Raw genomic sequence first — 26699 nt, forward strand, 5'->3', positions numbered from 1 at the left:
TCGATTATCTCTGTGCCATTGTCGTTTGCAGTACACACTTCACGTCCCCGACCCACGCGGCGCCGCGGGCTTTTTCCAGATCCAGATCGGCTTCGCAGAGGTTTCCACTGGCGGAGACCAGCGTGATCACCGGGTATTTCTTATCGATATCGATCGCAAACTCCCCTTTCGCGTCGGTACGCGTCTTGCCGATGTGGTTATGAATATCGGTATTCGAGGCCAGCGCGCCGTTCGGATAACGCACGCGACCAAATACCGTCACCATGCTTTTCACCTCAGGCGCCACCATGCCCACGTTCCCCGGGTAGAGGGTTAACGCCTGCTTGCGTCCGGAGACAATGTCGAAGCTGTCTTCGGAGTGGCGGTCGTTCATGATTTCAAGCCTGTACTGCGCGTAAGGCGGCAGCGCGATAAAGCTCGATTTACCGCTCAGCACGTAGTTGCGGTTGTTGATTTTGGCGGCCAGCTTGCCGTCGCCCGCCAGCCCGGTTTTGACGATGATGCCGGAGCGCTGGCGCTCCTTGCTGAGGCCAACATCACCGCCCGTCCAGGCCACCGATCCCTGCGACGAGAAGTTCAGGCCGGTGGCGTTATCCGCTGAGCGGGTCACGGAAACCGTCCCGGCGTTGTACTGGGTGTCGTAGCTCATATTGCCGTTAACGGAATAGTCGTTGCCGTAGCTCTGCGCCCCTTTCAGACGGGCCGACGCGGCGATCCCGGCAGAGGTAATCGGCCCTTCTTCAAACTGCTTGCGCGCGCTGATGTTGCCCTGCGTGGCGCCGTAGCGATCGCGCGACGCGCCCACGCTCAGCCAGGAGGCCAGCGGCAGCGAAAAATCGAGGCTAACGTAGCGTTCCTGACGCCCGTCATCATTGGTGTTGTTGTAGTAATAGCGCTGCACCCCGGCGCGTAAGCCGACGGTGGCGTAGCGCCCGGAATACAGCGTGGTGCTGTAATCCAGGTTGCGGTATTTATTGCCAGAGTAGCGGTTTTCGGTCTGGCTCAGGGTCAGCGAACCGCCGTGCGGGATTACGCTGCCCAGATTCAGGGTGCCGCCAATCGAATAGTTGTCGCGCTCCTGCACCGGCAACCGATCGCCGATGCTGCTGTCCTCCCGGGAGGCCCACAGGGAGCCAAATCCGCCGGGCACGCTGAGGCTCACGCTGCTCACGTTGCGCCAGCTGCCGTCGTTCGCCACCAGCGTTTGGGTGCCCGCGCTCACGTATTCGTTCACGTTGAGGGTCAGATCCGTTTCGTTAACGGCATTGTTATCAAAACCGTAGAACGTCGATTTCACGTTAAGACCGGAGAGGATCGCCAGCGTCAGCGAGCCCGCGCCCCCGGCAATCCAGGTCTGCTCGCTGCCTAAATCACGATACCGATTACGCTTATAGCTGACGCGATCGTAATCCAGCGAACCGCCGAACAGCTGCCAGGACATCTCCTTCACCCCGGCCGCCTGCTGGCGCGCGAAGATTTTATTCACGCGGCTTTGGCGGGTGTTCACCGTGCGGCCGTTAATCACGATATCCACGGTCACGTCATAGACGCCGTAGGGAAAACGGCTGGTGTCGATTTCGTAGCTGCCCATATTGAAGTTCTGCACGCTGAGCAGACGCCCGTCACGAAACACGTGCACCTCCCCCGCTGCGGGCAGGAAGACCGTAATCGGGGTCAGGGAGAGCGCGGTGTTTTCCACCACGGTACTGCCTTTATTTCCGTAGCTGACGCCGTAGATTTTGCCGCCGTTAAGCGCGTTAAGGCTGGCAATCGACTGGACGTTCCAGGTGTCGAGCATCCCCAGCGCCAGGCGATAGCCTGCGTAATCGCGCTCGTACATGGCGCGATAGACTTTGCTGGTGGCGTTGCTTTCACCGATGCCGTAGACCGAGCCGTTAATATTGACGTGGTGCTCCCGAAGCGAAGTGGTGTTATCGAGGGTGACATAACTCCGCGAGCTGCTGCCGTTCTGATAGTTGTTGTAGTACGAGCCAATGTTGTAATTAAGCACGTTCGAGAGCCTGTCGACGCTGGACGGGCCTAACAGCGAGCTGCGCGCAACCACCGCTTCGGTAAGCGCATCGCGACTGACAATCATCTCCAGATGAAACGACGACACGTTGAGCTGCAAGCGGGCTTCAGGGGTCAGGGCAATTGCGGTGTTGTCGACGAACTTAACGTCAGCGATCTTTTCTACCATCGCGCGGGTTTTGTCCGACAGCACCGCGTTGTTGGGCAGGTCGGAAATCATTATCGACTTCACGGTAATATTGCCGTCGACCAGCGAGATCGTCGCATCCGCTATTTTTTGCTGGCTCTTTTCATCCGTTTCCTGATAGCGAATAAAGACCGGCACCGTCATCCCCTGCTCCAGCGAGCGCGCAAAAGCACCGGGGATCACGTAATGACCAATTTTAACGGGCGCTGAATGTGCAAAGCCTGGTGTTAACGCTAAAGAGAGAAAAACGCTTCCCCCAAAGAGAGTTTTAAACGACATACGCATCCTTACACTTCGGCATTTAATTTTTGGCGACGGTCATGGCATCGGGCGCTACTTCACCGTAATAAATTGCTTACCGTGCCAGATGCCAATTCGCGTGCGGCTGTTCGACACATCGCTTTTTTGCAGTCTTATTTTCGTGCCAGGCATAACGTAATAGCGCTCACGGCAGCCTCTGCCCTGGTCCTGGGCGGGGTCTTTACAGGCGCCATAGGCAATCACGCGAAAAGAGACATTTCCGGTATTGGTAATCAGGTCTCCCTGGCGGCTGTAGTCGAAACGCTCCTTGCGCGGGGCGACAACTAAAATGGTGCCAATTTCAGCAGAGGCGGTTGCCACGGCGGCTTTACCGGCTTTGGTTGTGGCGCTTTCGCTTATCGGCTCATCAATCCACTGCAAGCGGTAATAACGCTCTTTATCGTCTTCTGGCCCTTTGTAGAAAAAGCGGAACACGTCTTTTGCATCGCCCGGCAGAATAAGGTTGGCAGGGGTGGACAGTAATTCGCCTGGCGTCATGTTCATCTCAACGCCACCGGGCAGCGGCGATGAGAGCTGTTTTACCGTCACGCTCACGTAGCGCGCCGACCCCGTGGTGTTGATGATTTCCTTCGATAAGGAACGCTGATCGGTGGTCATTATCGAGGTGATATCACCCACGTTAATCGCCTGGCAGGAAAAAGATGCAGCGATCCCTGCCAGCAGGGCGATTGGCAAATAGTTTTTCATCACTTATTTCCTGAGAAATTCGGGAGAATGGCTCTCCCGAATCGTTTATTGATTACGCAGGGGTCGTCCAGGTGGCGTTGAACTGCACTTTCACGTCGCCAGTCCAGTAGCCGTCCGGCAGCGCGGAGTAGTCAGTGACCGCCGTGGTGCCATCAGAGGTTGCAGAGGTGATGGAGAATTTGAAGCTGGACTGATCGCTCACGCGCTCAGCGCCGTTATACGCGCCATCCGCCATCAGGCTTTCGAGGCCAGAGGTAGAGGCGGCGTTCACCAGCACGGTTTCCGTAGAGGTGGACAGCGCGTTGCCGTTCCAGGCCACACCCACGTCCAGCGTAGAGGCATCGCCGCTTGCGTTGGTCAGGGTATTGCTGATGACCTGAGCCGTCAGCTCAAAGTCTGTCGCACTTTCCTGGCCCTGGATCGTCACGTCAAACGCACCGTCCTGGGTGTTAAACCCGTTCAGGCCTTCCGCGTACTGGAAGGTCAGCGAGTTCAGCGGGGTTACCACCAACATGCTGGTCGTGTCTTTTGTGGCCGTAGCATCCCATGACGCCGTAGCCGACGCGGTGACGTCAGCCATTGCGTTTGCCGTTGCGAATACAGAAACCAGAGAGGCCACCAGTAATAATTTTTTCATTTTTCTTCTCCTGAAAACAAACGCGCAACCCGGTGCTTATATATAAGTCACGAGGATGCTCCTTTTAATTGCGAGCGAGAGGTGCCGCGCCAAAAAATTATTATTGGAAATGATGTATCGCCACAACCGCCTGAACCAGAAAATACCCCTGCCGACATAAGATATTTCTTAGTCTCAATCCGCAATAAAGCGCGATTTAGAAGATATAAATCTGATTATTATTTATTTAATGGTTTAAATAACCATTATTTACACATATTAAGGGGAATAAATCTATTTTCTTTTCTTGATACAAATCAAAACACGAGGCAAGCGCCAGCGGCAGTAAAAGCATTACAAATCAATAAAGTATAGATGTGGTGAATAACTCACCGTCAATTGTTAAACAAATGATATGAAAATGAAAGCATTTCGTTGAAATGGAAATATTCTTATCTCTTATTATTGGAAGTGGGAAAATTCTTATTGGAGGGGATATGAAATAAATAACGTTATGGGCGGTTATTATATTAATAAAGAAAGAAAAATATAAGAATATTTCCCAGGGAGGGAATATTCTTATATTTATTTCTCGACAGACAATGCCCTCTTCATTTTTTTGGGGGGGAATATACGGCTCAGGTGGTCATTCCGTTCACCTTGGGTTCCTTGCTTCTCTGTCACCACACGACTTGTGAACGTGCCATGGGGGCTCGCCGCCGCCCCCCTGGCAACCCGGGCTCCCGGCAAGAAAATCGTCGCTTCGCGATTCCCTCAGCTTATTCCTTCATGCTATCGGGTCGGGCACCAGCCTGCATCCATGCAGGCTATGCCCTCTCGGCGCGTCCATGCGCCTCGCCCCGGCATTACGGAAACGCTTCGGCGATTTACAGCCGGACCAGGGTGCCATTAGCCGGCACCGGAGTCGCAAAACAATTCCCTCTCCCCGTGGGAGAGGGTCAGGGTGAGGGCATCAGACCGCAGAGTCTGTAGGCCGGGTAAGGCAACGCCGCCACCCGGCAAAACCCGCCCCTTCATTCAGACCATTCCTGACAGTCTTCCATATTTCCTCCATTTTTCCGCTGTGTTAGCTGACTAAACTAGTATCATTCCCCGACGTGTTTCAGGATGAGAACAGATAACGATGAAAGGCAGTAATAAATCCCGCTGGGCAATCGCCGCTGGCATCATTGTGGTGGCGCTTGCCGCCGCCTGGTACTGGCACAGCCAATCCTCCGGTTCAGCGGCACCTGCGGGTGCCAGCAGCCAGGCGCAGCGCCCTTCCGGCGGTGGCCGTCACGGTATGCGCGGCGGCGCGCTGGCTCCGGTTCAGGCCGCCACGGCGGAAAATAAAGCGGTTCCTCGTTATCTTTCCGGGCTCGGCACCATCACCGCGGCAAACACCGCGACGGTGCGCAGCCGGGTTGACGGCCAGCTTCTGGCGATCCATTTCCAGGAAGGTCAGCAGGTAAAAGCCGGTGATTTACTGGCTGAAATCGACCCGAGCCAGTTTAAGGTGGCGCTTGCCCAGGCGCAGGGGCAGCTTGCGAAAGACCAGGCAACCCTCGCCAACGCGCGACGCGATCTGGCGCGCTATCAGCAGCTGGTTAAAACCAATCTGGTGTCGCGTCAGGAGCTGGACACCCAGCAGGCGCTGGTGAGCGAATCTCAGGGCACCATCAAAGCCGACCAGGCCGCCGTGGCGAGCGCCCAGCTCCAGCTCGACTGGAGCCGCATCACCGCGCCCATCGACGGCCGCGTGGGGCTGAAGCAGGTCGACATCGGCAACCAGATCTCCAGCGGTGACACCACCGGGATCGTCGTCATTACCCAGACCCACCCTATCGATCTGGTCTTTACCCTGCCGGAAAGCGATATCGCCACCGTGATGCAGGCGCAAAAAAGCGGCAACGGCCTGGTCGTCGAGGCCTGGGACCGCACCAACAAGCAGAAACTCAGCGACGGTAAACTGCTGAGCCTTGATAACCAGATCGACACCACCACCGGCACCATCAAGCTGAAGGCGCGGTTTAACAATCAGGACGACGCGCTGTTCCCTAACCAGTTTGTGAATGCGCGAATGCTGGTCGCCACCGAAGAAAATGCCGTGGTGATCCCGACCGCCGCCCTGCAAATGGGTAACGAAGGCAACTTCGTCTGGGTGCTGAACAGCGACAATAAAGTGAGCAAGCATCTGGTCAAAACCGGGATTCAGGACAGCCAGACGGTGGTGATTAGCGCCGGGCTGTCGGCGGGCGACCGCGTGGTGACCGACGGTATCGACCGTCTGACCGAAGGGGCGAAAGTGGAAGTGGTGGAAGCGCACGACAGCACGACGACCGCCGAACAGCCCGCAAAAGCTGAACGCAAAAAACAGGGAGCGGCTTCCTGATGCAGGTGATGCCCCCAAGCTCCACAGGTGGGCCGTCACGCCTGTTTATTCTGCGCCCTGTTGCCACCACCCTGCTGATGGTGGCGATTCTGCTCGCCGGGATCATCGGCTATCGCTTCCTGCCCGTATCGGCCCTGCCGGAAGTAGATTACCCGACCATTCAGGTCGTCACCCTCTACCCTGGCGCCAGCCCGGATGTGGTGACGTCGGCCATCACCGCGCCGCTTGAGCGCCAGTTCGGGCAGATGTCCGGCTTAAAGCAGATGTCGTCGCAAAGTTCGGGCGGCGCGTCGGTGGTGACGCTCCAGTTCCAGCTCACGCTGTCGCTGGACGTCGCCGAGCAGGAGGTGCAGGCCGCGATTAACGCCGCGACCAACCTGCTGCCGTCTGACCTGCCCAACCCGCCGGTCTACAGCAAAGTAAACCCGGCTGACCCGCCGATCATGACCCTCGCGGTCACCTCTTCCGCCCTGCCGATGACGCAGGTGGAAGACATGGTGGAAACCCGCGTGGCGCAGAAGATTTCTCAGGTCACCGGCGTGGGGCTGGTGACGCTCGCGGGCGGGCAACGTCCGGCGGTGCGCGTGAAGCTCAACGCGCAGGCCATTGCCGCGCTGGGCTTAACCAGCGAAACCATCCGCACCGCCATCAGCAGCGCCAACGTCAACTCCGCGAAAGGCTCCCTCGACGGCCCGACCCGCGCGGTGACGCTCTCCGCCAACGACCAGATGCAGTCCGCCGATGAATACCGTCAGCTGATTGTGGCCTACCAGAACGGCGCGCCGGTTCGCCTCGGCGATGTGGCGACAGTGGAACAGGGGGCGGAAAACAGCTGGCTGGGCGCGTGGGCGAACAAGCAGCAGGCGATCGTGATGAACGTGCAGCGCCAGCCGGGGGCTAACATCATCGACACCGCCGACAGCATTCGCACCATGCTGCCGCAGCTGATCGAAAGCCTGCCGAAGTCGGTGAGCGTGAAGGTGCTTTCCGACCGCACTACCAACATTCGCGCCTCGGTAAGCGACACCCAGTTTGAGCTGATGCTGGCCATCGCGCTGGTGGTGATGATCATCTACGTCTTCCTGCGCAACGTCCCGGCGACCATCATTCCCGCCGTCGCCGTGCCGCTGTCGCTGGTCGGCACCTTCGCGGTGATGGTGTTCCTCGACTTCTCGATCAACAACCTGACGCTGATGGCGCTGACGATAGCCACCGGCTTCGTGGTGGATGACGCCATCGTCGTGATTGAGAACATCTCGCGCTATATCGAAAAAGGTGAAAAACCGCTGGCCGCCGCGCTGAAAGGGGCGGGCGAGATCGGCTTTACCATTATCTCCCTGACCTTCTCGCTGATTGCGGTGCTGATCCCGCTGCTGTTTATGGGCGATATCGTCGGGCGGCTGTTCCGGGAATTTGCCGTCACCCTGGCAGTGGCGATTTTGATTTCCGCGATTGTCTCCCTGACCCTGACGCCGATGATGTGCGCCCGCATGCTGAGCCACGAGTCCCTGCGCAAGCAGAACCGCTTCTCACGCGCCTCGGAAAGGATGTTCGAGCGCATTATTGCCGCCTACGGCCGGGTGCTGGAAAAAGTGCTCAATCACCCGTGGGCCACGCTGGGGGTGGCGCTTGGCACGCTGGCGCTGTCCGTGATGCTGTGGATTTTCATCCCGAAAGGCTTCTTCCCGATCCAGGATAACGGCATTATTCAGGGCACCCTTCAGGCGCCGCAGTCGGTGTCGTTCGCCAGCATGGCCCAGCGCCAGCAGCAGGTGGCTGAGATCGTCATGAAAGATCCGGCGGTGGAAAGCCTCACCTCCTACGTGGGCGTGGACGGCACCAACCCGTCGCTGAACAGCGCCCGTTTGCAGATCAACCTCAAGCCGCTGGACGAGCGTGACGACCGCGTGAACGCCGTGATTGAGCGTCTGCAAACCGCCGTGGCGCGCGTGCCGGGCATTGAGCTGTACCTGCAACCGATTCAGGATCTGACTATCGATACCCAGGTGAGCCGCACCCAGTACCAGTTCACGTTGCAGGCCACCAGCCTCGACGCGCTCAGCACCTGGGTGCCGCAGCTGGTGAACAAGCTCCAGATGCTGCCGCAGCTTTCGGACGTCAGCAGCGACTGGCAGGACAAGGGGCTCGCGGCCTACGTGAACGTGAACCGCGACAGCGCCAGCCGTCTGGGGATTAGCATGTCTGACGTGGACAACGCCCTGTACAACGCCTTCGGCCAGCGCCTGATCTCCACGATTTATACCCAGGCGAACCAGTATCGCGTGGTGCTGGAGCACGACACCGACAACACGCCGGGCCTTGCGGCGCTGGATTCGGTGCGCCTGACCAGCAAGGACGGCGGCATCGTGCCGTTAAGCGCGATTGCTCACGTCGAGGAGCGCTACACCCCGCTCTCCATCAACCATCTGGATCAGTTCCCGTCCACCACCATTTCCTTTAACGTGCCGGACAACTATTCGCTGGGCGAGGCGGTGGAAGCCGTGCTGTCGGCGGAAAAAGCGCTGAGCTTCCCGACCGACATTCAGACCCAGTTCCAGGGCAGCACGCTGGCTTTCCAGGCCGCGCTGGGCAGCACCGTCTGGCTGATCGTCGCGGCGGTGGTGGCGATGTATATCGTGCTCGGCGTGCTGTACGAGAGCTTTATTCATCCGATCACCATTCTCTCTACCCTGCCGACGGCGGGCGTGGGGGCGCTGCTGGCGCTGATGCTCGCAGGGAGCGAGCTGGACGTGATTGCGATTATCGGCATCATTCTGCTGATCGGGATCGTGAAGAAAAACGCCATCATGATGATCGACTTCGCCCTGGCCGCCGAGCGCGAGCAGGGTATGTCGCCGCGCGACGCTATCTTCCAGGCCTGCCTGCTGCGTTTTCGTCCGATCCTGATGACCACCCTCGCGGCGCTGTTAGGCGCGCTGCCGCTGATGCTCAGTACCGGCGTCGGGGCGGAGCTGCGCCGTCCGTTGGGTATCGGCATGGTGGGCGGCCTGATGCTAAGCCAGGTGCTGACGCTGTTCACCACCCCGGTTATCTATCTGCTGTTTGACCGTCTGGCGCTGTGGACCAAAAGCCGCTTCCCGAAACGTGAAGAGGAGGCGTAAGTGAAGTTTTTCGCCCTCTTCATTTACCGTCCGGTGGCGACGATTTTAATTTCGCTCGCCATTACCCTGTGCGGCGTGCTGGGCTTCCGCCTGCTGCCGGTCGCCCCGCTGCCGCAGGTGGATTTCCCGGTGATCATGGTCAGCGCGTCGCTGCCGGGCGCCTCGCCGGAAACGATGGCCTCGTCGGTCGCCACGCCGCTGGAACGCTCGCTCGGGCGCATTGCCGGGGTCAACGAAATGACCTCCAGCAGCTCGCTCGGCAGCACGCGTATCATTCTGGAGTTCAGCTTCGACCGGGACATTAACGGCGCGGCGCGCGACGTGCAGGCGGCCATTAACGCCGCGCAAAGCCTGCTGCCAAGCGGAATGCCGAGCCGTCCGACCTACCGCAAGGCTAACCCGTCCGACGCGCCGGTGATGATCCTCACCCTCACCTCGGACACCTATTCCCAGGGGCAGCTGTACGATTTTGCCTCCACGCAGCTGGCGCAGACCATCGCCCAGATCGACGGCGTCGGGGATGTGAGCGTGGGCGGCAGCTCCCTGCCCGCGGTGCGCGTGGGGCTGAACCCGCAGGCGCTGTTTAACCAGGGGGTGTCGCTGGACGACGTGCGCACCGCCATCAGCAACGCCAACGTGCGCAAGCCGCAGGGGGCGATTGAAGACAGCAGCCACCGCTGGCAGATCCAGACCAACGACGAGCTGAAAACCGCTGCCGAATATCAGCCGCTGATTATCCACTACAACAACGGCGCGGCGGTGCGCCTGAGCGACGTCGCCAGCGTGACCGACTCGGTGCAGGACGTGCGCAACGCCGGGATGACCAACGCCAAACCGGCGATTTTGCTGATGATCCGCAAGCTGCCGGAAGCCAACATCATTCAGACGGTCAACAGCATCCGCGAGCGGCTGCCGGAGCTACAGGAAACCATCCCGGCGGCGATTGATTTGCAGATTGCGCAGGATCGCTCCCCGACCATTCGCGCCTCCCTCGAAGAGGTGGAGCAGACGCTGGTGATCTCCGTGGGTCTGGTGATCCTGGTGGTGTTCCTGTTCCTGCGCTCCGGTCGCGCGACGCTTATTCCGGCGGTGGCCGTTCCGGTATCGCTGATCGGCACCTTCGCAGCCATGTACCTGTGTGGGTTTAGCCTCAACAACCTGTCGCTGATGGCGCTGACCATCGCCACAGGTTTCGTGGTGGATGACGCCATCGTGGTGCTGGAAAATATCTCGCGCCATCTGGAAGCGGGCATGAAGCCGCTACAGGCGGCGCTTCAGGGCACGCGCGAGGTGGGCTTTACGGTGCTCTCCATGAGCCTGTCGCTGGTGGCGGTGTTCCTGCCGCTGCTGCTGATGGGCGGCCTGCCGGGGCGCCTGCTGCGCGAGTTCGCCGTCACCCTGTCGGTCGCCATCGGCATTTCGCTGGTGATTTCGCTCACGCTCACGCCGATGATGTGCGGCTGGATGCTCAAGCGCAGCAGGCCGCACTCCCAGCCGCGCAGGAAGGGCTTTGGCCGTTTTCTGGTGGCGATGCAGGAGGGGTACGGTAAATCCCTGAAGTGGGTGTTGAACCACACGCGGATCGTCGGGCTGGTGCTGATTGGCACCATCGTGCTGAACGTCTGGCTTTATATCTCGATCCCGAAAACCTTCTTCCCGGAACAGGACACTGGGGTGCTGATGGGCGGGATTCAGGCAGACCAGAGCATTTCGTTCCAGGCGATGCGCGGCAAGTTGCAGGACTTTATGAAGATCATCCGCGAAGATCCGGCGGTGGATAACGTCACCGGGTTTACCGGCGGCTCGCGGGTCAACAGCGGGATGATGTTTATCACCCTGAAAGCGCGCGGCGAGCGGCACGAAACCGCGCAGCAGGTGATCGACCGCCTGCGCGTGAAGCTCGCCAAAGAGCCGGGGGCGAACCTGTTTTTGATGGCCGTTCAGGATATCCGCGTCGGTGGACGTCAGTCGAACGCCAGCTATCAGTACACCCTGCTGTCGGATGATTTAGCCGCCCTGCGCGAATGGGAGCCGAAAATCCGTAAAGCGCTGGCGGCGCTGCCGCAGCTCGCGGACGTCAACTCGGATCAGCAGGACAACGGCGCGGAGATGGCGCTGACCTACGATCGTGAAACCATGTCGCGCCTCGGCATTGACGTTGCGGCGGCCAACAGCCTGCTCAACAACGCCTTCGGGCAGCGTGAAATCTCCACCATCTACCAGCCGATGAACCAGTATAAGGTGGTGATGGAGGTGGATCCGCGCTATACCCAGGACATCAGCGCGCTGGACAAAATGTTCGTGATTAACAGCGACGGCAAGGCGATTCCGCTCTCCTACTTCGCCAGCTGGCAGCCCGCGAACGCGCCGCTGTCGGTGAACCATCAGGGGCTGTCCGCCGCGTCGACGGTGTCGTTTAACCTGCCCACCGGCTCGTCGCTCTCGGAAGCGAGCGACGCCATTAACCGCGCCATGACCCAGCTCGGCGTGCCGTCTACCGTGCGCGGCAGCTTCGCGGGAACGGCGCAGGTGTTCCAGGACACCATGAACTCGCAGGTGATTTTGATTCTGGCGGCGATTGCCACGGTCTATATCGTGCTCGGCGTGCTGTATGAGAGCTACGTCCATCCGCTGACCATTCTCTCCACCCTGCCCTCGGCGGGCGTGGGGGCGCTGCTGGCGCTGGAGCTGTTCGGCGCGCCGTTTAGCCTGATCGCGTTAATCGGTATTATGCTGCTCATCGGCATCGTGAAGAAAAACGCCATTATGATGGTCGACTTCGCGCTGGACGCCCAGCGCAACGGCAACCTGACGCCGGAAGAGGCCATTTTCCAGGCCTGCCTGCTGCGTTTTCGTCCAATCATGATGACCACGCTGGCGGCGCTGTTCGGCGCGCTGCCGCTGGTAATTTCCGGCGGCGATGGCTCAGAGCTGCGCCAGCCGCTGGGGATCACGATTGTCGGCGGCCTGGTGATGAGCCAGCTGCTGACGCTCTACACCACGCCGGTGGTCTATCTTTTCTTCGACCGCCTGCGTCTGCGTTTTTCACGTAAAAAAAGAGAAACGGTAACCGGGTAAATGACTGAACTACCACAAAACGTCCGCTGGCAGCTATGGATTGTCGCCTTCGGCTTCTTTATGCAGTCGCTGGACACGACGATTGTGAACACCGCCCTGCCCTCGATGGCGAAAAGCCTGGGTGAGAGCCCGCTGCACATGCATATGGTGATTGTCGCCTACGTGCTGACGGTGGCGGTGATGCTCCCCGCCAGCGGCTGGCTGGCGGACAAGGTGGGAGTGAGGAATATCTTCTTCACGGCGATCGTGCTGTTCACCGCCGGGTCGCTGTTTTGCGCCCAGGCCAATACCCTCGACCAGCTGGTGATGGCGCGTGTGCTTCAGGGCGTCGGCGGCGCGATGATGGTGCCCGTCGGGCGGCTGACGGTAATGAAAATCGTCCCGCGCGAGCAGTACATGGCGGCGATGACCTTCGTCACCCTGCCCGGCCAGGTGGGGCCGCTGCTCGGCCCGGCGCTCGGCGGCGTGCTGGTGGAGTATGCCTCCTGGCACTGGATCTTCTTAATCAATCTGCCCGTCGGCATTATCGGCGCCATCGCCACGCTGACGCTGATGCCGAACTACACCATGCAGACCCGCCGCTTTGATTTTGTCGGCTTTATCCTGCTCGCGGCGGGAATGGCGACCCTGACCCTGGCGCTCGACGGGCAAAAGAGGCTGGGCATTTCTTCCCTGACGCTCGGCCTGCTGGTGACGATTGGCGTGGCGTCGGTGCTGTGGTATTTGTGGCACGCCAGAGGTAACGACCGGGCGCTGTTCAGCCTGAATCTGTTTAAAACGCCTACCTACCGTCTGGGGCTGTTTGGCAGCTTCGCCGGGCGCGTCGGCAGCGGCATGTTGCCCTTTATGACACCGGTATTTTTGCAGATCGGCATGGGCTTTTCGCCGTTCCACGCCGGGTTAATGATGATCCCGATGGTGCTCGGCAGCATGGGGATGAAGCGCATCGTGGTGCAGGTGGTGAACCACTTCGGCTATCGCCGGGTGCTGGTGTCCGCCACGCTCGGGCTGGCGTTAATCAGCCTGCTGTTTATGGCCGTGGCGCTGATGGGCTGGTATTACGCCCTGCCGCTGGTGCTGTTCTGCCAGGGGATTATCAACTCCATGCGCTTCTCGTCGATGAACACCCTGACGCTGAAAGATCTGCCGGACGAGCTGGCGAGCAGCGGCAATAGCCTGCTTTCGATGATCATGCAGCTCTCCATGAGCGTGGGGGTCACGATAGCGGGCCTGCTGCTCGGCATGTACGGGCAGCACCACCTCAGCGTCGATACTCCGGTGGCGCATCAGGTCTTCTTATATACCTATCTCAGCATGGCGGTGATTATCGCCCTGCCCGCCTTGATATTCGCCAGAGTCCCTACTGATACCAGCAAGAATGTCGTGATCCGACGCGGCAAAAGGAGCGCACCATGAAATTCTGGCGTCCCGGCATTACCGGCAAGCTGTTCGTCGCCATTTTCGCCACCTGTATCGTGCTGCTGATCACCATGCACTGGGCGGTGCGGGTGAGCTTTGAGCGCGGCTTTATCGACTACATTAAGCACGGCAACGAGCAGCGCTTGCAGGGCCTGAGCGACGCGCTGGGCGAGCAGTACGGGCTGCACGGCAACTGGCGCTTCCTGCGCAATAACGACCGCTTCGTGTTCCAAATTCTGCGCTCGCTGGAGCACGACAACGACGACGATCGCCCCGGCCCGGGAATGCCGCCGCACGGCTGGCGTACCCAGTTCTGGGTGATCGACCAGGAGATGCGCGTGCTGGTCGGCCCACGCGCCCCGGTGCCGCCGGACGGCACAAAGCGGGCCATTACCTCGAACGGCGCGACCGTCGGCTGGGTGATCGCCTCTCCGGTGGAGCGGCTGACGCGCAATACCGATATCAACTTTGACCGCCAGCAGCGCCAGACCAGCTGGCTGATTGTCGCCCTTTCCACGCTGCTCGCCGCCCTCGCCACCTTCCCGCTGGCGCGCGGCCTGCTCGCCCCGGTGAAACGTTTAGTCGAAGGCACCCACAAGCTGGCCGCCGGGGATTTCTCCACCCGCGTAGACACCCGCAGTCAGGACGAACTGGGCAAGCTGGCGCAGGACTTTAACCAGCTCGCCAGCACCCTGGAGAAAAACCAGCAAATGCGCCGGGACTTTATGGCCGATATCTCCCACGAGCTGCGCACCCCGCTGGCGGTGCTGCGCGGCGAGCTGGAGGCCATTCAGGACGGCGTGCGCCAGTTCACCCCCGAATCGGTGGCCTCGTTGCAGGCAGAGGTCGGCACGCTCACCAAGCTGGTGGACGATCTCCACCAGCTTTCGATGTCCGACGAAGGGGCGCTGGCCTACCAGAAGGCGCCGATTGACGTGATTAACGTGCTGGAGGTCGCCAGCGGCGCCTTCCGCGAGCGTTTTGCCAGCCGCAATCTGAAAATTGACCTCTCCCTGCCGGACAGCGCCGTGGTGTTTGGCGACCGCGACCGCTTGATGCAGCTTTTTAACAACCTGCTGGAAAACAGCCTGCGCTATACCGACAGCGGCGGCGCGCTGCATATCTCCGGCAGGCAGGTGGACGGGCGCTTCGCCCTCACCTTCGCCGACTCGGCCCCCGGCGTGCAGGACGACCAGCTGGAAAAGCTGTTTGAACGTTTTTATCGCACCGAAGGCTCGCGCAACCGCGCCAGCGGCGGCTCCGGGCTGGGGCTGGCGATCTGCGTGAATATCGTCGAGGCGCATAACGGTACGCTGCGCGCCGCCCATTCGCCTTTTGGCGGGGTTAGCATTACAGTAGAGTTACCTCTGGAACGGGATTTATCGAGAGAAGCATGACCGAGTTACCGATTGACGAAAACACCCCCCGCATTCTGATTGTGGAAGATGAGCCCAAGCTTGGGCAGTTGCTGATCGACTATCTGCGCGCGGCGAGCTACGCCCCGTCGCTTATCAGTCACGGGGATCAGGTTCTGCCCTACGTGCGCCAGACCCCGCCGGATCTGATCCTGCTGGATCTGATGCTGCCGGGTACCGACGGCCTGACCCTGTGCCGGGAGATCCGCCGCTTCTCCGACGTGCCCATCGTGATGGTGACCGCGAAAATCGAAGAGATTGACCGCCTGCTGGGTCTGGAAATCGGCGCAGACGATTACATCTGCAAGCCCTACAGCCCGCGCGAGGTGGTGGCCCGCGTGAAAACCATTCTTCGACGCTGCAAGCCGCATCGTGAACTTCAGGCGCTGGACGCCGAAAGCCCGCTGATCGTCGACGAAAGCCGCTTCCAGGCGAGCTGGCGCAGCAAGCTGCTTGACCTCACTCCGGCGGAGTTTCGCCTGCTGAAAACCCTCTCCCACGAGCCGGGTAAAGTGTTCTCCCGCGAGCAGCTGCTGAATAACCTCTACGACGACTACCGCGTGGTGACCGACCGCACCATCGACAGCCACATCAAAAACCTGCGCCGCAAGCTGGAAGCCCTCGACGCCGACCAGTCGTTTATTCGCGCGGTGTACGGCGTGGGGTATCGCTGGGAAGCGGATGCGTGCAGGATTGCGTAGTTAGCCGCTGGTCAATACAGGCCGGGTAAGGCGAAGCCGCCACCCGGCGCAATAGCTTTACCTCCCCGCCCCGCAGCGCTACAATGCCCGCCCTTAAAGTAGGGGATCTCCCCTTCCCGCTGCACCAGGTGCATGCGGATCTGACCTGTCATCAGAACGAGAACAAACATGTTTAAACCGGAACTCCTTTCCCCGGCGGGAACGCTGCAAAATATGCGTTACGCTTTCGCTTATGGCGCCGATGCGGTTTACGCGGGCCAGCCTCGCTACTCCCTGCGCGTGCGCAACAACGAATTCAACCACGAGAATCTCCAGCTCGGCATTAATGAAGCGCACGCGCTGGGTAAAAAATTCTACGTGGTGGTTAACATCGCGCCGCACAACGCCAAGCTGAAAACGTTCATCCGTGACCTCGAGCCCGTTGTGGAGATGGGGCCGGATGCGCTGATCATGTCAGACCCGGGTTTAATCATGCTGGTTCGGGAGCACTTCCCGGAAATGGACATTCACCTCTCCGTGCAGGCCAACGCCGTTAACTGGGCGACGGTGAAATTCTGGAAGCAGATGGGGCTGACCCGCGTGATTCTGTCCCGCGAACTCTCTCTGGAAGAGATCGAAGAGATCCGCACCCAGGTGCCGGATATGGAGATCGAAATCTTCGTTCACGGCGCGCTGTGCATGGCCTACTCTGGCCGCTGCCTGCTCTCGGGCTATATCAACAAGCGCGACCCGAATCAGGGCACCTGCACCAACGCCTGCCGCTGGGAATATAACGTCCAGGAAGGCAAAGAGGATGACGTAGGCAATATCGTTCACAAGCACGAGCCGATCCCGGTCACCAACGTGGAGCCAACGCTTGGCGTGGGCGCACCGACCGACAGCGTGTTTATGATTGAAGAGGCCAAACGTCCGGGCGAGTACATGACCGCCTTTGAAGACGAGCACGGCACCTACATCATGAACTCCAAAGACCTGCGCGCCATCGCGCACGTTGAGCGCCTGACCCAGATGGGCGTTCACTCGCTGAAAATCGAAGGCCGTACCAAATCCTATTACTACTGTGCCCGTACCGCGCAGGTCTACCGTAAAGCCATCGACGATGCCGCTGCCGGGAAACCGTTCGATACCTCGCTGCTGGAAACCCTCGAAGGGCTGGCGCATCGCGGCTACACCGAAGGCTTCCTGCGTCGCCACACCCACGACGATTACCAGAACTACGAGCACGGCTACTCGATTTCCGAGCGCCAGCAGTTCGTCGGCGACTTCACCGGCGAGCGCAAAGGCGCGCTGGCGGCCGTGGCGGTGAAAAACAAATTCACCAAAGGCGACAGCCTGGAGCTGATGACCCCGCAGGGCAACATGAACTTCCGCCTGGAGCATCTGGAAAACAAAAAAGGCGAAGCCATTGACGTGGCGCCGGGTGACGGTCACATCGTCTGGCTGCCTGTTCCGGAAGAGGTTGAGCTGGAGTTTGCGCTGCTTATGCGCAATTTCGAAGGCGAAAACACCCGTAATCCGCACAGTAAATAGTCAATCAGGGAAATTTTTTCATACTGGGATAATTCTTAGAAACGGATCACATACCGCTTCGTTCAATACGGGTATTATCCCACCCGCTGAAAAACATAACCCATAAATGCTAGCTGTACCAGGAACCACCTCCTTAGCCTGCGTAATCTCCCTTACGCGGGCTTATTTTTTGCCTTTCATCCTGTTCTTACCCGCTTTTTCCCTTACTGAGATACACTCTTAGCAGAGCTAAAAAAGGGAGCAAAGCGGATGGCAACCTATCCAGACAGTTTGTTGATTCTGAACGGCAAGAGCGCCGGAAACGATATTCTGCGCCAGGCGATCGTCGACCTGCGAAACGAAGGCGCACGCATTCACGTACGCGTCACCTGGGAAAAGGGCGACGCGGCGCGCTATATCGATGAAGGTATCGCGCTAGGCGTCGACACCATTATTTCCGGCGGCGGCGACGGCACGATCAACGAAATCGCCTCTGCGCTGATCCAGCTGAACGCCGCAGAGCGCCCGGCGATGGGCATTCTACCGCTTGGGACGGCGAACGATTTTGCCACCAGCGCGGGGATCCCCGAAGAGCTCAACAAGGCGTTGCAGCTCGCGATTATTGGCAAATCTACCGCGGTGGATATCGCACAGGTCAACGACAAAACCTGCTTTATCAACATGGCGACGGGCGGATTCGGCACGCGCATTACCAGCGAAACGCCGGAAAAACTGAAAGCCGCTCTTGGGGGCGTTTCGTATCTGATCCACGGTCTGATGCGCATGGACACCCTCAAGCCCGACCGCTGTGAAATCAACGGCGAGAATTTTCACTGGCAGGGCGACGCGCTGGTAATTGGCATCGGCAACGGTCGTCAGGCGGGCGGCGGGCAGCAGCTGTGCCCGGAGGCGCTGATTAACGACGGGCTGCTGCAGCTGCGTATTTTCACCGGCGACGGGCTGCTGCCTGCGCTGTTCACCACCCTCACCCAGCCGGAAGAGAGCCCGAACATTGTCGACGGGCAATCCGCGTGGTTTGAGGTCACGGCCCCGCACGGCATGACCTTTAACCTCGACGGGGAGCCGCTGAGCGGTGAGAAGTTCCGCATCGAAGTGCTGCCGGGTGCGTTGCAGTGCCGGTTGCCGCCGGACTGTGTGCTTTTGCGCTGAGGTTTTGTCGGGTGGCGGCTGCGTAGTTCTCCCTCTCCCTGTGGGAGAGGGCTGGGGGTGAGGGCACCAGACCGCACAACCCTAATACACCGCCACCTCCCGCGCCATCTCGCGGGAATACCGCTGGCTGGCGTTCACCAGCATCTGCGTATACTCCGTTTTGGCCTGCCCGGCTACCAGCGCATCCACGGTCAGGCTTTCGAGGATCTTACCGTACTGCATCACCGCCACCTTCTGACACAGGTGCGCTATCACGCCTAAATCGTGCGTCACCATCAGATAGGTCAGGTTTGACTCGCGCTGAAGCTCCGCCAGCAGGTTAAGAATTTCCGCCTGCACCGACACGTCCAGCGCCGAGGTGGGTTCATCCAGCAGCAGAACCTGCGGTTCCAGAATCAACGCCCGGGCGATCGCCACGCGCTGGCGCTGGCCGCCCGAAAGCTGATGCGGGTAGCGATCGCGAAACGCCCGGTTAAGCCCCACCTTATCCAGCAGGGTATGCACCCGCCGATCCCGGTCTTTAATGCCGTGAATGTGCAGCGGCTCTTCCAAAATATCGCCGATGGTATGCCGGGGATGAAGCGAGCCATAGGGATCCTGAAACACCATCTGCACCCGACGACAGCGCGCCCGGCTGATGCGTTTCTCCAGCGGTTTGCCGTCAATGGCGAGCTCGCCGTCCCAGTGGGTAAACAGCCCGGCCAGGCACTTCAGCACCGTGGTTTTCCCCGAACCGGACTCGCCCACCAGCCCGTAGATCTCCCCTGCCTGCACGTGAATGTTCACGTCATCCAGCACCTGGTTGCGCTTCTCGCCCTCGCCGAACGCCAGGTTGAGGTGGTTAATCTCGATCATCTCTGCTCCTTACTCGGTCAGCCAGCTGGCCTGGCGCTGCAAGACCGGCAGCGTCGGGCGACGATGGTTAATTTCCGGCAGCGCGCTGATTAAGCCCTGCGTGTAGGGGTGCTGCGCGTTATGCAGATCTTTTGCGGCGATAGACTCCACCACCCGCCCGGCATACATCACCAGCACCCGGTCGCAGAAGCTGCGCACCAGGTTGATGTCGTGGCTGATAAAAATAAGCCCCAGCCCGCGGGACTGCACTAAGTCGTCGAGCAGCCCCAGTACCTGAAGCCGCACCGACACGTCCAGCGCGGAGGTGGGCTCATCGGCAATCACCAGCTCGGGGTCGGTGATGAGCATCATGGCGATCATGATGCGCTGCCCCTGCCCGCCGGAAATCTCGTGCGGATAGAGGCGGTAAACCCGCTCCGGCTGGCGGATGCGCACCACGTCGAGCATCTCCAGCACTTTGGCCTTCGCCTCGGCCTTTCGCCCCGGATGATGGGTCAGCCAGGCCTCGGCAATCTGGTCGCCCACGCAGACCACCGGGTTCAGGGAGTATTTCGGATCCTGCATAATCATTGAGATCCGCCTGCCGCGAACGGCGCGCATCTGCGCTTCGCTGGCGTTTTGCAGATCGATGTCGCCAAACTGCATCCGCGTAGCGCTGATTTGCGCTTTCGCCGGATGCAGGCGCAGCAGCGCCCGCCCGACGGTGGATTTACCGGAGCCCGACTCCCCGACAATCGCCAGCTTTTCCCGGCCAAGCTGGAAGGAGACTCCGCGCACCGCGTGGGTGACCGCGCCGCCGTTGATAAAATCGACATGGAGATCGCGCACGTCGAGCAAGGGGTTATTCGCTGCGAGGATCGAGGATGTCACGTAGGCCATCTCCTAAGAAGTTGAACGCCAGGCTGTTGATCAGGATCGCCAGCCCCGGAATAGTCACCACCCACCAGCACTCCATCATGTAGGTGCGCCCGCTGGAGATCATCGCCCCCCACTCCGGCTCCGGCGGCTGTGCGCCGAGGCCAAGAAAGCCGAGTCCGGCGGCAGTCAAAATAATCCCCGCCATGTTCATGGTGATGCGGATAATCACCGACGGCAGGCACAGCGGCACGATATGCCGCCACAGCACGCGCGGCGCAGACGCCCCCTGCAACCGCACGGCGGAGATAAAATCGGCCTGGCGCAGAGAGAGCGTTTCGGCGCGCGCCAGACGGGCAATCGGCGGCCAGGCGGTGAGCGTAATGGCAATCACCACGTGCTCCAGCCCCGGCCCGAGCGCCGCGACAAAGGCCAGCGCCAGCACCAGGCTCGGGAAGGAGATAAAGATATCGGTGACGCGCATCAGCACCGCGTCGACCCTGCCGCCAAAATAGCCCGCCGTGACGCCGAGCAGCAGCCCGAGCGGCCCCACGGTAACGGAGACCAGCAGCACGATATACAGCGTGATGCGCGAGCCGTAGACCAGGCGGCTGAAGATATCCCGGCCAAACTCGTCGGTGCCGAACCAGTGCTGCGCGTTCGGGGCCACCAGCGCGTTGTTCAGGTCCTGCACCAGCGGGTTATAGGGCGCAATCAGCGGCGCGAAGGCGGCGACAATCAGCAGCAGCAGGATAATCCCGCCGCCGATGGCGGTGAGCGGGTTACGCGCCATCTTGCCGATAAAACCGGCTAAACGGCTGAGCGTGCGTTGAATACGCTGGCGGCTTTCGGACTGCCCCGCCCCCCGCGGTGTATCCAGAGAAACGGTCATGATTTCGTCCTCGGGTCAAAGAGTTGATACAGCATGTCGGAGAGCAGGTTGAGCATCACGAAGATCGCCCCCACCAGCAGCACGCAGCCCATCACCGCGTTCATATCCCCCAGCAGCAGGCTGCCGGTGAGATACGAGCCAAAGCCCGGCCAGGAGAAGACGGTTTCAATCAGCACCGCCCCTTCCAGCAGCGAGCCGTAGGCCAGCGCCACCACCGTCAGCAGCTGCACGAGGATGTTGCGAAACGCGTGGTTCCAGATCACCTGACGCTCGGTTAAGCCTTTTACCCGCGCGGTGATGATGAACTCCTGCGACAGCTGCGCGAGCATAAAGCTGCGGGTCATGCGGCTGATGTAGGCCAGCGAGTGAAAGCCGAGCAGCGAAGCGGGCAGCACCAGATGGTTAATGGCGTTCCAGAACACCGCGCTATTGCCCGCCAGCAGCGCATCGACGGTCATCAGTCCGGTGCGGCGCGGCACGATGCCGTCCAGCCCCAGATCCAGCCGCCCTGCGCCGCCCACCCAGCCGAGCCAGGCGTAGAACAGCAGCAGCCCCATCATCCCGACCCAGAAGATCGGCGTGGAGTACCCCGCCAGGCTGATGATACGCACCACGTAATCGGACAGGCTGTTGCGACGCGCCGCCGCCAGCACGCCGAGCGGAATGCCGAGACCCGCGCCGACGATAATCGCCATCGTCGCCAGCTCCAGCGTTGCCGGGAAGACGCGCAGTATGTCGTCCAGCACCGGCTTGCCGGTCAGCAGCGCGTTGCCTAAATCACCGTGCAGCAGGTTGCTGAGATAAATGCCGAACTGGGCCAGCAGAGACCGATCGAACCCGAGCTGGTGATAAACCTGCTGGTAGGTGCTGTGGTCGGCATCCGGGCCAACAATCGCCAGCACCGGATCGACGGGCATTACGCGGCCGATGAAAAAGGTCAGCAGCAGCAGGCCGAAGAGCGTGATCAGCACCTGGGTCAGCCGCTTTGAGAAGCGCCGGGTACGTGAGCCGGGAGAGAGGATCGCTACGCTCATTTGTCACCTCCGGTTTTATAGACGTCGCGCAGGAAGGTCGTCGCCGACGGGTGCGACTGGAAGTTCTTCACCTCGTTACGCACCACCACCGAATCGACCATCTGCGACAGGGGAACCATCGCCGGGATCAGTTCGTCGTAGCGCACCTGGATCTGCTGATAGTCAGCGATCTGTTTCTGCGGATCGCGCTCCAGCAGGGCGTTGTCGATCATCGCGTTCAGCGGCTTATCGTAGAAGCTGGTGCGCCAGCCCTGGAAGTTGGTGAGGCGCGCCTCGTCGCTGTTGTCCGGGTTGTAGACCAGCGCGCGCAGGCTGGAGTGCGGATGCGGCTCTACCCCGCTGCCCCCGCGCCCGACCAGCATGTCGAACTTACGCTCGCGCATCGCGCCGTAAATCTGATTCCCGGTGCCGGTGATGATTTTGGCGTTAATGCCCGCCTGCATCAGCGTCGACTGCACGGCGATGGCGATATTGAGGAACGGCTGGTCCGCCAGCACCCGCAGGGTGGTATCAAAGCCCTCCGGGTAGCCCGCTTCCGCCAGCAGCTTTTTGGCGCGCGGGATATCGAGCCTATAGCCCGGGTCCGGGAGCGTGGAGGGCATGCCCGCCTTGATTGGACGCTGGTGCAGCACGCCATAGCCCGGCATCAGCGCCTTGTTGATCCCCTGGTAGTCAATCAGATAACGCACCGCTTCGCGCACCTTCGGGTTGGCGAAGTGCACCTCCTTCATGCTCATCGCCACGTAGTACACCGTCCCCTTCTGCACCGCCTCAACGGTCACCTGCGGGTCTTTGCGCAGGGCGTTGATGTCCGATACCGCCATGCTGTTGGCGATGTCGAGATCGCCCTTCTCAATCATCAGGCGCAGGGTTTGCGACTCCTGGAAATGGCGCAGCACCACGCGGCTCATCTTCGGCGCTTCGCGCCAGTAGTGCGGGTTGCGCTGCATCCTCAGCACGTCTTTGGCCTGCCAGGTTTCGAGCATAAACGGCCCCGACCCGGCCTCGTTGGTGGTGAGCCAGCGGTTGCCCCAGTCGTTGTTGACCGCGTGCTGCGACACCGTTTTGCTGTCGAGCACACCCAGGTTGCCGAGCGCGCCCAGGGAGTAAATCACCAGCTGCGGATCGTTAGGCTTCGGCAGCACGATCTGCACGGTATAGGCATCCGGGGCGCTGATCTGGTTATCGATGTTCTTTTTGGAAAACCCGTAGGATTTCCACACCGATGCCTGAGCGAGGTTGAGGTGCAGCAGGCGGCGCATCGACCAGACCACGTCCTCGGCGGTCAGCGGGTTGCCGGAGTGGAAGGTCACGTCGTCGCGCAGGTGGAAGGTCAGGGTTTTGCCGTCCGGGGCAATATCCCAGGACGTCGCCAGCGCGGGCCGCACGTTGGTGAGTTCGTTGGGATCCAGCTCCACCAGCGAGTCGTAGAGGTTAACCACAATGCCGACCACTTCGTTGCCGGTCATCGCCGCCGGATCGAGGGTCAGGAGGTTGTTCATATTCATGCCGATGATGAGCTGATCGGGCGGCGTTTTCGCGTACGTCGCCCCGCTCTCCATCATCAGCGAGAGCGCGAGCAGGCACGCCCCGGCTAAGGGAGATCGTTTCATGTATATATCGCCTGTAGGGTACGTTTTTATCTGTCAGTCGTGGCTGACGGTATTGGCTTCGATATATGCAAAATTAATGTCTTCGCCCAGTCCCGGGCGGGTCGGCAGGCTGACCATGCCGTCGTCATCCATCGGATCGACCAGGCTGTGCAGATACGCGGCCGGTTCGTCGTAATCCAGGAACGGGTGCAGCAGGCCGCGTTCGTACCAGCGGCAGTTTTTGATAGCGCCAATCACCGCAAGACTCGCCGCGCCGTTGCCGTGGACTTCGCAATCCATGCCGAACGCCTCCGCAAGATTGGCGACCTTCAGCGTCGGGGAGATCCCGCCCACGCCGTTCGCGCCCGCGCGCAGAATGTCGCACGCCCCGGCTTTGACCCAGTCGGCGCGGCTGTGGTGTTTTCCGCCCAGGCTTTCCGGCCCGATAATCGGGATCGACAGGTTTTCCGCCAGCCAGGCGTAAGAGGACATGCTCTCTTCTTCCATCGGCTCCTCGAACCAGGCGAAGCTGAGTTTTTCCAGCTCTTTGCCGATCCACAGCGCCTCGGCGCGGCTGTACCAGTGGTAGCCGTCGATCATCAGGTCGATATCCGGGCCCACCGCTTCACGCACGGCGGCGCAGGCTTTGATATCCATTTTGGGGTTCGGCGCAAAAGAGACCGGCGGCATCCAGGTGTGCAGCTTGATGGCCTTATAGCCGCGCGCCACCAGCGTTTCGGCGAAGCTGGCGTACTCGTCCGGCGTGGATAATCCGCCCGGCAGATCGTCGCCGCACATGGTGCTGCCGTAGGCCGGCACCCTGTCGCGGTAGCCGCCAAGCAGTTTCCACACCGGCATATTGAGCCTGCGACCAATCAGATCCCACAGCGCCTGCTCCACAAAGCCCAGCGCGCGCTCGGTCAGCTGATGCGCGCTCCCGCGCTGCCAGTGCGCCAGATCCTGCCAGATACGCTCGCGGTTGAACGCGTCCTGACCGACCAGCACTTTACGAAAGAAGGTGTTCACCACAAAGGGGCGCACCACTTCCGGCGGCGCGAAGGAATACCCTTTGGTGCCATCGTCTGCGGTAATCGTGAGCATCGCCATTTTAGCCATGCTCTCCGGCCCCGGATGCGAATGCCCGGCGCTGTCGGATACGCGCCGCGTCGGGTACTGGAAGACGGTGACGTTTACGGATTCTATTTTCATGAAAAGTCCTTAGAACGGCATAATAATTCACGCTTCGACGATAAACTTCTTCGATTTCATCGCCTGGCAAAGAGGTTCTATGTAATTAAAAAGATGTTTCAATATCCAATCTAAGCACAAAAAAGCAACGCGTCCTTAGACATTCATCGCTATGGGATGGCTATTTTTTGGGCATACGCACGACTCTGCGTGACAATTTTCACAAAAACGCAACGAACTGTGAGCTGGATCGGGAGGGGGTAAGCGCAGGGCGGGATGCATCAGACCGGTGCCATCCCCGGGGGATCTGCGCTTACCTTTTGGTAGGTTATTCAATGGATTCGAGGGCGGTATCCCGTTCGGGCAGGCGTTGGGAGGTAAATCCCGGCTGATCTACCCGTATAAACGGACACAGCACGAAGGCCAGAATGTAGAGCAGCGTGTAGGCGATCACCACGCCAATCGTGCTGAAGTACGGCAGCAACACCACCGCAATGGCCGGTGCCAGGAAGTTCGACAGCCCGGCAGAGAGGTTATAAACCGAGATGGCTGCCCCCTTATGCCTCGGCTCCAGCGCCGGGAAGACCGCCGCCATCGGCACGAAGGCTGCGACAAAAATCCCCAGCGCAATGGCCGGTATCAGCGCCATGGCAAAGTTATGCCCGAAGTGAAGCGGGATGTAATAGAAGGCCAGGCTTGAGGCCGCCATGCCCAGACAGCCAAACCAGCGCACCACTTTCATCCAGCCCATTTTTTCGGCCAGCACGCCCCAGAAAACGTTGGAGAAGATGGTGGTAAAGAAGAAGACCGCCCACACCTGCAACCACTCGGAGGTGGTAAAGCCCAGCTCGTCAACGAACATCATCGGCATAATCACCGCAAAGCCAAACAGCGACAGCGTGTTAATGATGCGCACAATACTGGAGAGCAAAATGCTGCGGTTGGTGTAGAGCAGCGTGGCGGCGCGCCCCAGCTCGCTGAATTTTTCCCGGGTGGTGAGATTGAGCATATGGCGCGGGGTGTTGATGTTGCGCAGGGAGACCAGCGCAATGATCCCGCCGATGCCGCAGAACAGCAGCGATAGCCACAGGGTGCCCATTTCCCCGATCAGCGGGATGGTGAAGCTGGGGATATAGCTGCCGAAAACGCCGATGCCGATTGAGTAAACAGCCCAGAACCAGCCCAGCGCCGCGCTGGTGTTGTCGCTGCGCACGTTATGCACGATGGCGACGATAAACGCGTAGAGGAACAGCGGATAGGCCAGGCCGCGCAGGCCGTAAAAGAGCAAAATCAGCGCGTAGTTGGCGTGGCCGAGGCCAAAGACCATAAACAGCACGTGAAAAATGCACCACAGCACAAAGCCAATCAGCATGGTCTTTTGCGGGGTAATGATCTCTGCTACCACGCCTGAAACCCACGCCGACAGCGCTGCCGCCAGGCCATAGAGGGTAAAGGCCATTGAGGCCTGGGCAGGGGTAAACCCAAGCGATTTAATGTAATGGGAGAGAAACGCCAGCTCAAAGCCATCCCCGGTCATAAAAACGGCAATGGCGATATATCCCCAGACCAGGCTCAGGGGTAACCCCAGCCATTGTTTCGTGTTTAACGACATATTGACCTCTTCTGTAGGGTACA

Annotated in this window: 19 protein-coding genes; 8 read left to right on the forward strand and 11 right to left on the reverse strand. The window is 60.1% G+C overall.

Features of this window, described 5'->3' with window-relative positions:
- Nucleotides 1–4: 4 nt before the first annotated feature.
- From ACSVHP_RS10370 to ecpA, 3 genes are read right to left on the reverse strand one after another with little or no spacing between them, the layout of a single operon-like run.
- On the reverse strand, nucleotides 5–2497 hold the full coding sequence (locus ACSVHP_RS10370) for a TcfC E-set like domain-containing protein (protein ID WP_447551848.1): 2493 nt from the start codon (nucleotides 2495–2497) through the stop codon (nucleotides 5–7).
- Between the two features lie 54 nt (nucleotides 2498–2551).
- Nucleotides 2552–3226, reverse strand: a complete 675-nt coding sequence (locus tag ACSVHP_RS10375) for an EcpB family pilus assembly chaperone (protein WP_447551849.1) — start codon at nucleotides 3224–3226, stop codon at nucleotides 2552–2554.
- Nucleotides 3227–3278: 52 nt separating this feature from the next.
- On the reverse strand, nucleotides 3279–3863 hold the full coding sequence (ecpA, locus tag ACSVHP_RS10380) for a common pilus major fimbrillin subunit EcpA (protein ID WP_417313551.1): 585 nt from the start codon (nucleotides 3861–3863) through the stop codon (nucleotides 3279–3281).
- A 1123-nt stretch (nucleotides 3864–4986) separates the two neighbouring features.
- Here ecpA and ACSVHP_RS10385 point away from each other — a divergent pair.
- The 6 genes from ACSVHP_RS10385 to baeR are packed head-to-tail and all read left to right on the forward strand — an operon-like array spanning nucleotide 4987 to nucleotide 15969.
- The gene (locus tag ACSVHP_RS10385) at nucleotides 4987–6234 is read left to right on the forward strand and encodes an MdtA/MuxA family multidrug efflux RND transporter periplasmic adaptor subunit (protein WP_234676378.1); all 1248 of its coding nucleotides are present in this window, start codon (nucleotides 4987–4989) and stop codon (nucleotides 6232–6234) included.
- On the forward strand, nucleotides 6234–9356 hold the full coding sequence (locus tag ACSVHP_RS10390; protein ID WP_447551850.1) for an MdtB/MuxB family multidrug efflux RND transporter permease subunit: 3123 nt from the start codon (nucleotides 6234–6236) through the stop codon (nucleotides 9354–9356). Before ACSVHP_RS10385 ends, ACSVHP_RS10390 begins: the two co-directional genes overlap by 1 nt.
- A complete protein-coding gene (mdtC, locus tag ACSVHP_RS10395) occupies nucleotides 9357–12434 on the forward strand; it encodes a multidrug efflux RND transporter permease subunit MdtC (RefSeq protein ID WP_447551851.1) in 3078 nt (1025 codons plus the stop codon).
- Nucleotides 12435–13850, forward strand: a complete 1416-nt coding sequence (mdtD, locus tag ACSVHP_RS10400; RefSeq protein WP_447551852.1) for a multidrug transporter subunit MdtD — start codon at nucleotides 12435–12437, stop codon at nucleotides 13848–13850.
- A complete protein-coding gene (baeS, locus tag ACSVHP_RS10405) occupies nucleotides 13847–15250 on the forward strand; it encodes an envelope stress sensor histidine kinase BaeS (protein WP_234676370.1) in 1404 nt (467 codons plus the stop codon). The genes mdtD and baeS overlap by 4 nt, the downstream gene beginning before the upstream one ends.
- Complete coding sequence (baeR, locus tag ACSVHP_RS10410; RefSeq protein ID WP_234676368.1) at nucleotides 15247–15969, forward strand: envelope stress response regulator BaeR; 723 nt, start codon at nucleotides 15247–15249, stop codon at nucleotides 15967–15969. Before baeS ends, baeR begins: the two co-directional genes overlap by 4 nt.
- 11 nt (nucleotides 15970–15980) lie before the next feature.
- Here the strand turns inward: baeR and ACSVHP_RS10415 are convergent, their stop codons facing one another.
- Nucleotides 15981–16139: a hypothetical protein gene (locus ACSVHP_RS10415; RefSeq protein ID WP_447551853.1), complete on the reverse strand. Its 159-nt coding sequence runs from the start codon at nucleotides 16137–16139 to the stop codon at nucleotides 15981–15983.
- Here ACSVHP_RS10415 and trhP point away from each other — a divergent pair.
- Together trhP and yegS are read left to right on the forward strand one after the other, a co-directional pair.
- Nucleotides 16138–17499 carry a prephenate-dependent tRNA uridine(34) hydroxylase TrhP gene (gene trhP / locus ACSVHP_RS10420; RefSeq protein ID WP_447551854.1) on the forward strand — a complete coding sequence of 454 codons (1362 nt, stop codon included), beginning with the start codon at nucleotides 16138–16140 and terminating at the stop codon, nucleotides 17497–17499. The genes ACSVHP_RS10415 and trhP overlap by 2 nt on opposite strands.
- Nucleotides 17500–17748: 249 nt before the next feature.
- On the forward strand, nucleotides 17749–18648 hold the full coding sequence (gene yegS, locus ACSVHP_RS10425; RefSeq protein ID WP_234676554.1) for a lipid kinase YegS: 900 nt from the start codon (nucleotides 17749–17751) through the stop codon (nucleotides 18646–18648).
- 81 nt (nucleotides 18649–18729) lie between these two features.
- Here yegS and ACSVHP_RS10430 read toward each other — a convergent pair whose 3' ends face one another.
- From ACSVHP_RS10430 to ACSVHP_RS10460, 7 genes are all read right to left on the reverse strand, one after another.
- Nucleotides 18730–19503: an ABC transporter ATP-binding protein gene (locus ACSVHP_RS10430; protein WP_417316267.1), complete on the reverse strand. Its 774-nt coding sequence runs from the start codon at nucleotides 19501–19503 to the stop codon at nucleotides 18730–18732.
- Nucleotides 19504–19512: 9 nt separating this feature from the next.
- Nucleotides 19513–20373: an ABC transporter ATP-binding protein gene (locus tag ACSVHP_RS10435; RefSeq protein ID WP_447551855.1), complete on the reverse strand. Its 861-nt coding sequence runs from the start codon at nucleotides 20371–20373 to the stop codon at nucleotides 19513–19515.
- Complete coding sequence (locus ACSVHP_RS10440; RefSeq protein ID WP_447551856.1) at nucleotides 20345–21250, reverse strand: ABC transporter permease; 906 nt, start codon at nucleotides 21248–21250, stop codon at nucleotides 20345–20347. Before ACSVHP_RS10440 ends, ACSVHP_RS10435 begins: the two co-directional genes overlap by 29 nt.
- The gene (locus tag ACSVHP_RS10445) at nucleotides 21247–22284 is read right to left on the reverse strand and encodes an ABC transporter permease (RefSeq protein ID WP_234672025.1); all 1038 of its coding nucleotides are present in this window, start codon (nucleotides 22282–22284) and stop codon (nucleotides 21247–21249) included. Before ACSVHP_RS10445 ends, ACSVHP_RS10440 begins: the two co-directional genes overlap by 4 nt.
- Nucleotides 22281–23897: an ABC transporter substrate-binding protein gene (locus tag ACSVHP_RS10450; protein ID WP_447551857.1), complete on the reverse strand. Its 1617-nt coding sequence runs from the start codon at nucleotides 23895–23897 to the stop codon at nucleotides 22281–22283. The genes ACSVHP_RS10445 and ACSVHP_RS10450 overlap by 4 nt, the downstream gene beginning before the upstream one ends.
- 33 nt (nucleotides 23898–23930) lie before the next feature.
- Nucleotides 23931–25085, reverse strand: a complete 1155-nt coding sequence (locus ACSVHP_RS10455) for a mandelate racemase family protein (protein ID WP_234672021.1) — start codon at nucleotides 25083–25085, stop codon at nucleotides 23931–23933.
- 307 nt (nucleotides 25086–25392) lie between these two features.
- Complete coding sequence (locus tag ACSVHP_RS10460) at nucleotides 25393–26676, reverse strand: RbtT/DalT/CsbX family MFS transporter (RefSeq protein WP_447551858.1); 1284 nt, start codon at nucleotides 26674–26676, stop codon at nucleotides 25393–25395.
- Nucleotides 26677–26699: the final 23 nt, after the last annotated feature.

The sequence above is a fragment of the Enterobacter sp. 186315 genome (genome assembly GCF_053290175.1).

Bases quoted from the DNA above. Each gene is read 5' to 3' on its own strand.
- ecpA (WP_417313551.1), bottom strand. From the start codon at position 3,863: ATGAAAAAATTATTACTGGTGGCCTCTCTGGTTTCTGTATTCGCAACG.
- baeR (WP_234676368.1), top strand. From the start codon at position 15,247: ATGACCGAGTTACCGATTGACGAAAACACCCCCCGCATTCTGATTGTG.
- ACSVHP_RS10370 (WP_447551848.1), bottom strand. From the start codon at position 2,497: ATGTCGTTTAAAACTCTCTTTGGGGGAAGCGTTTTTCTCTCTTTAGCG.
- mdtD (WP_447551852.1), top strand. From the start codon at position 12,435: ATGACTGAACTACCACAAAACGTCCGCTGGCAGCTATGGATTGTCGCC.
- trhP (WP_447551854.1), top strand. From the start codon at position 16,138: ATGTTTAAACCGGAACTCCTTTCCCCGGCGGGAACGCTGCAAAATATG.
- ACSVHP_RS10390 (WP_447551850.1), top strand. From the start codon at position 6,234: ATGCAGGTGATGCCCCCAAGCTCCACAGGTGGGCCGTCACGCCTGTTT.
- ACSVHP_RS10430 (WP_417316267.1), bottom strand. From the start codon at position 19,503: ATGATCGAGATTAACCACCTCAACCTGGCGTTCGGCGAGGGCGAGAAG.
- ACSVHP_RS10460 (WP_447551858.1), bottom strand. From the start codon at position 26,676: ATGTCGTTAAACACGAAACAATGGCTGGGGTTACCCCTGAGCCTGGTC.
- ACSVHP_RS10440 (WP_447551856.1), bottom strand. From the start codon at position 21,250: ATGACCGTTTCTCTGGATACACCGCGGGGGGCGGGGCAGTCCGAAAGC.
- ACSVHP_RS10375 (WP_447551849.1), bottom strand. From the start codon at position 3,226: ATGAAAAACTATTTGCCAATCGCCCTGCTGGCAGGGATCGCTGCATCT.
- ACSVHP_RS10415 (WP_447551853.1), bottom strand. From the start codon at position 16,139: ATGTTTGTTCTCGTTCTGATGACAGGTCAGATCCGCATGCACCTGGTG.
- ACSVHP_RS10445 (WP_234672025.1), bottom strand. From the start codon at position 22,284: ATGAGCGTAGCGATCCTCTCTCCCGGCTCACGTACCCGGCGCTTCTCA.
- baeS (WP_234676370.1), top strand. From the start codon at position 13,847: ATGAAATTCTGGCGTCCCGGCATTACCGGCAAGCTGTTCGTCGCCATT.
- yegS (WP_234676554.1), top strand. From the start codon at position 17,749: ATGGCAACCTATCCAGACAGTTTGTTGATTCTGAACGGCAAGAGCGCC.
- ACSVHP_RS10385 (WP_234676378.1), top strand. From the start codon at position 4,987: ATGAAAGGCAGTAATAAATCCCGCTGGGCAATCGCCGCTGGCATCATT.
- ACSVHP_RS10455 (WP_234672021.1), bottom strand. From the start codon at position 25,085: ATGAAAATAGAATCCGTAAACGTCACCGTCTTCCAGTACCCGACGCGG.
- ACSVHP_RS10450 (WP_447551857.1), bottom strand. From the start codon at position 23,897: ATGAAACGATCTCCCTTAGCCGGGGCGTGCCTGCTCGCGCTCTCGCTG.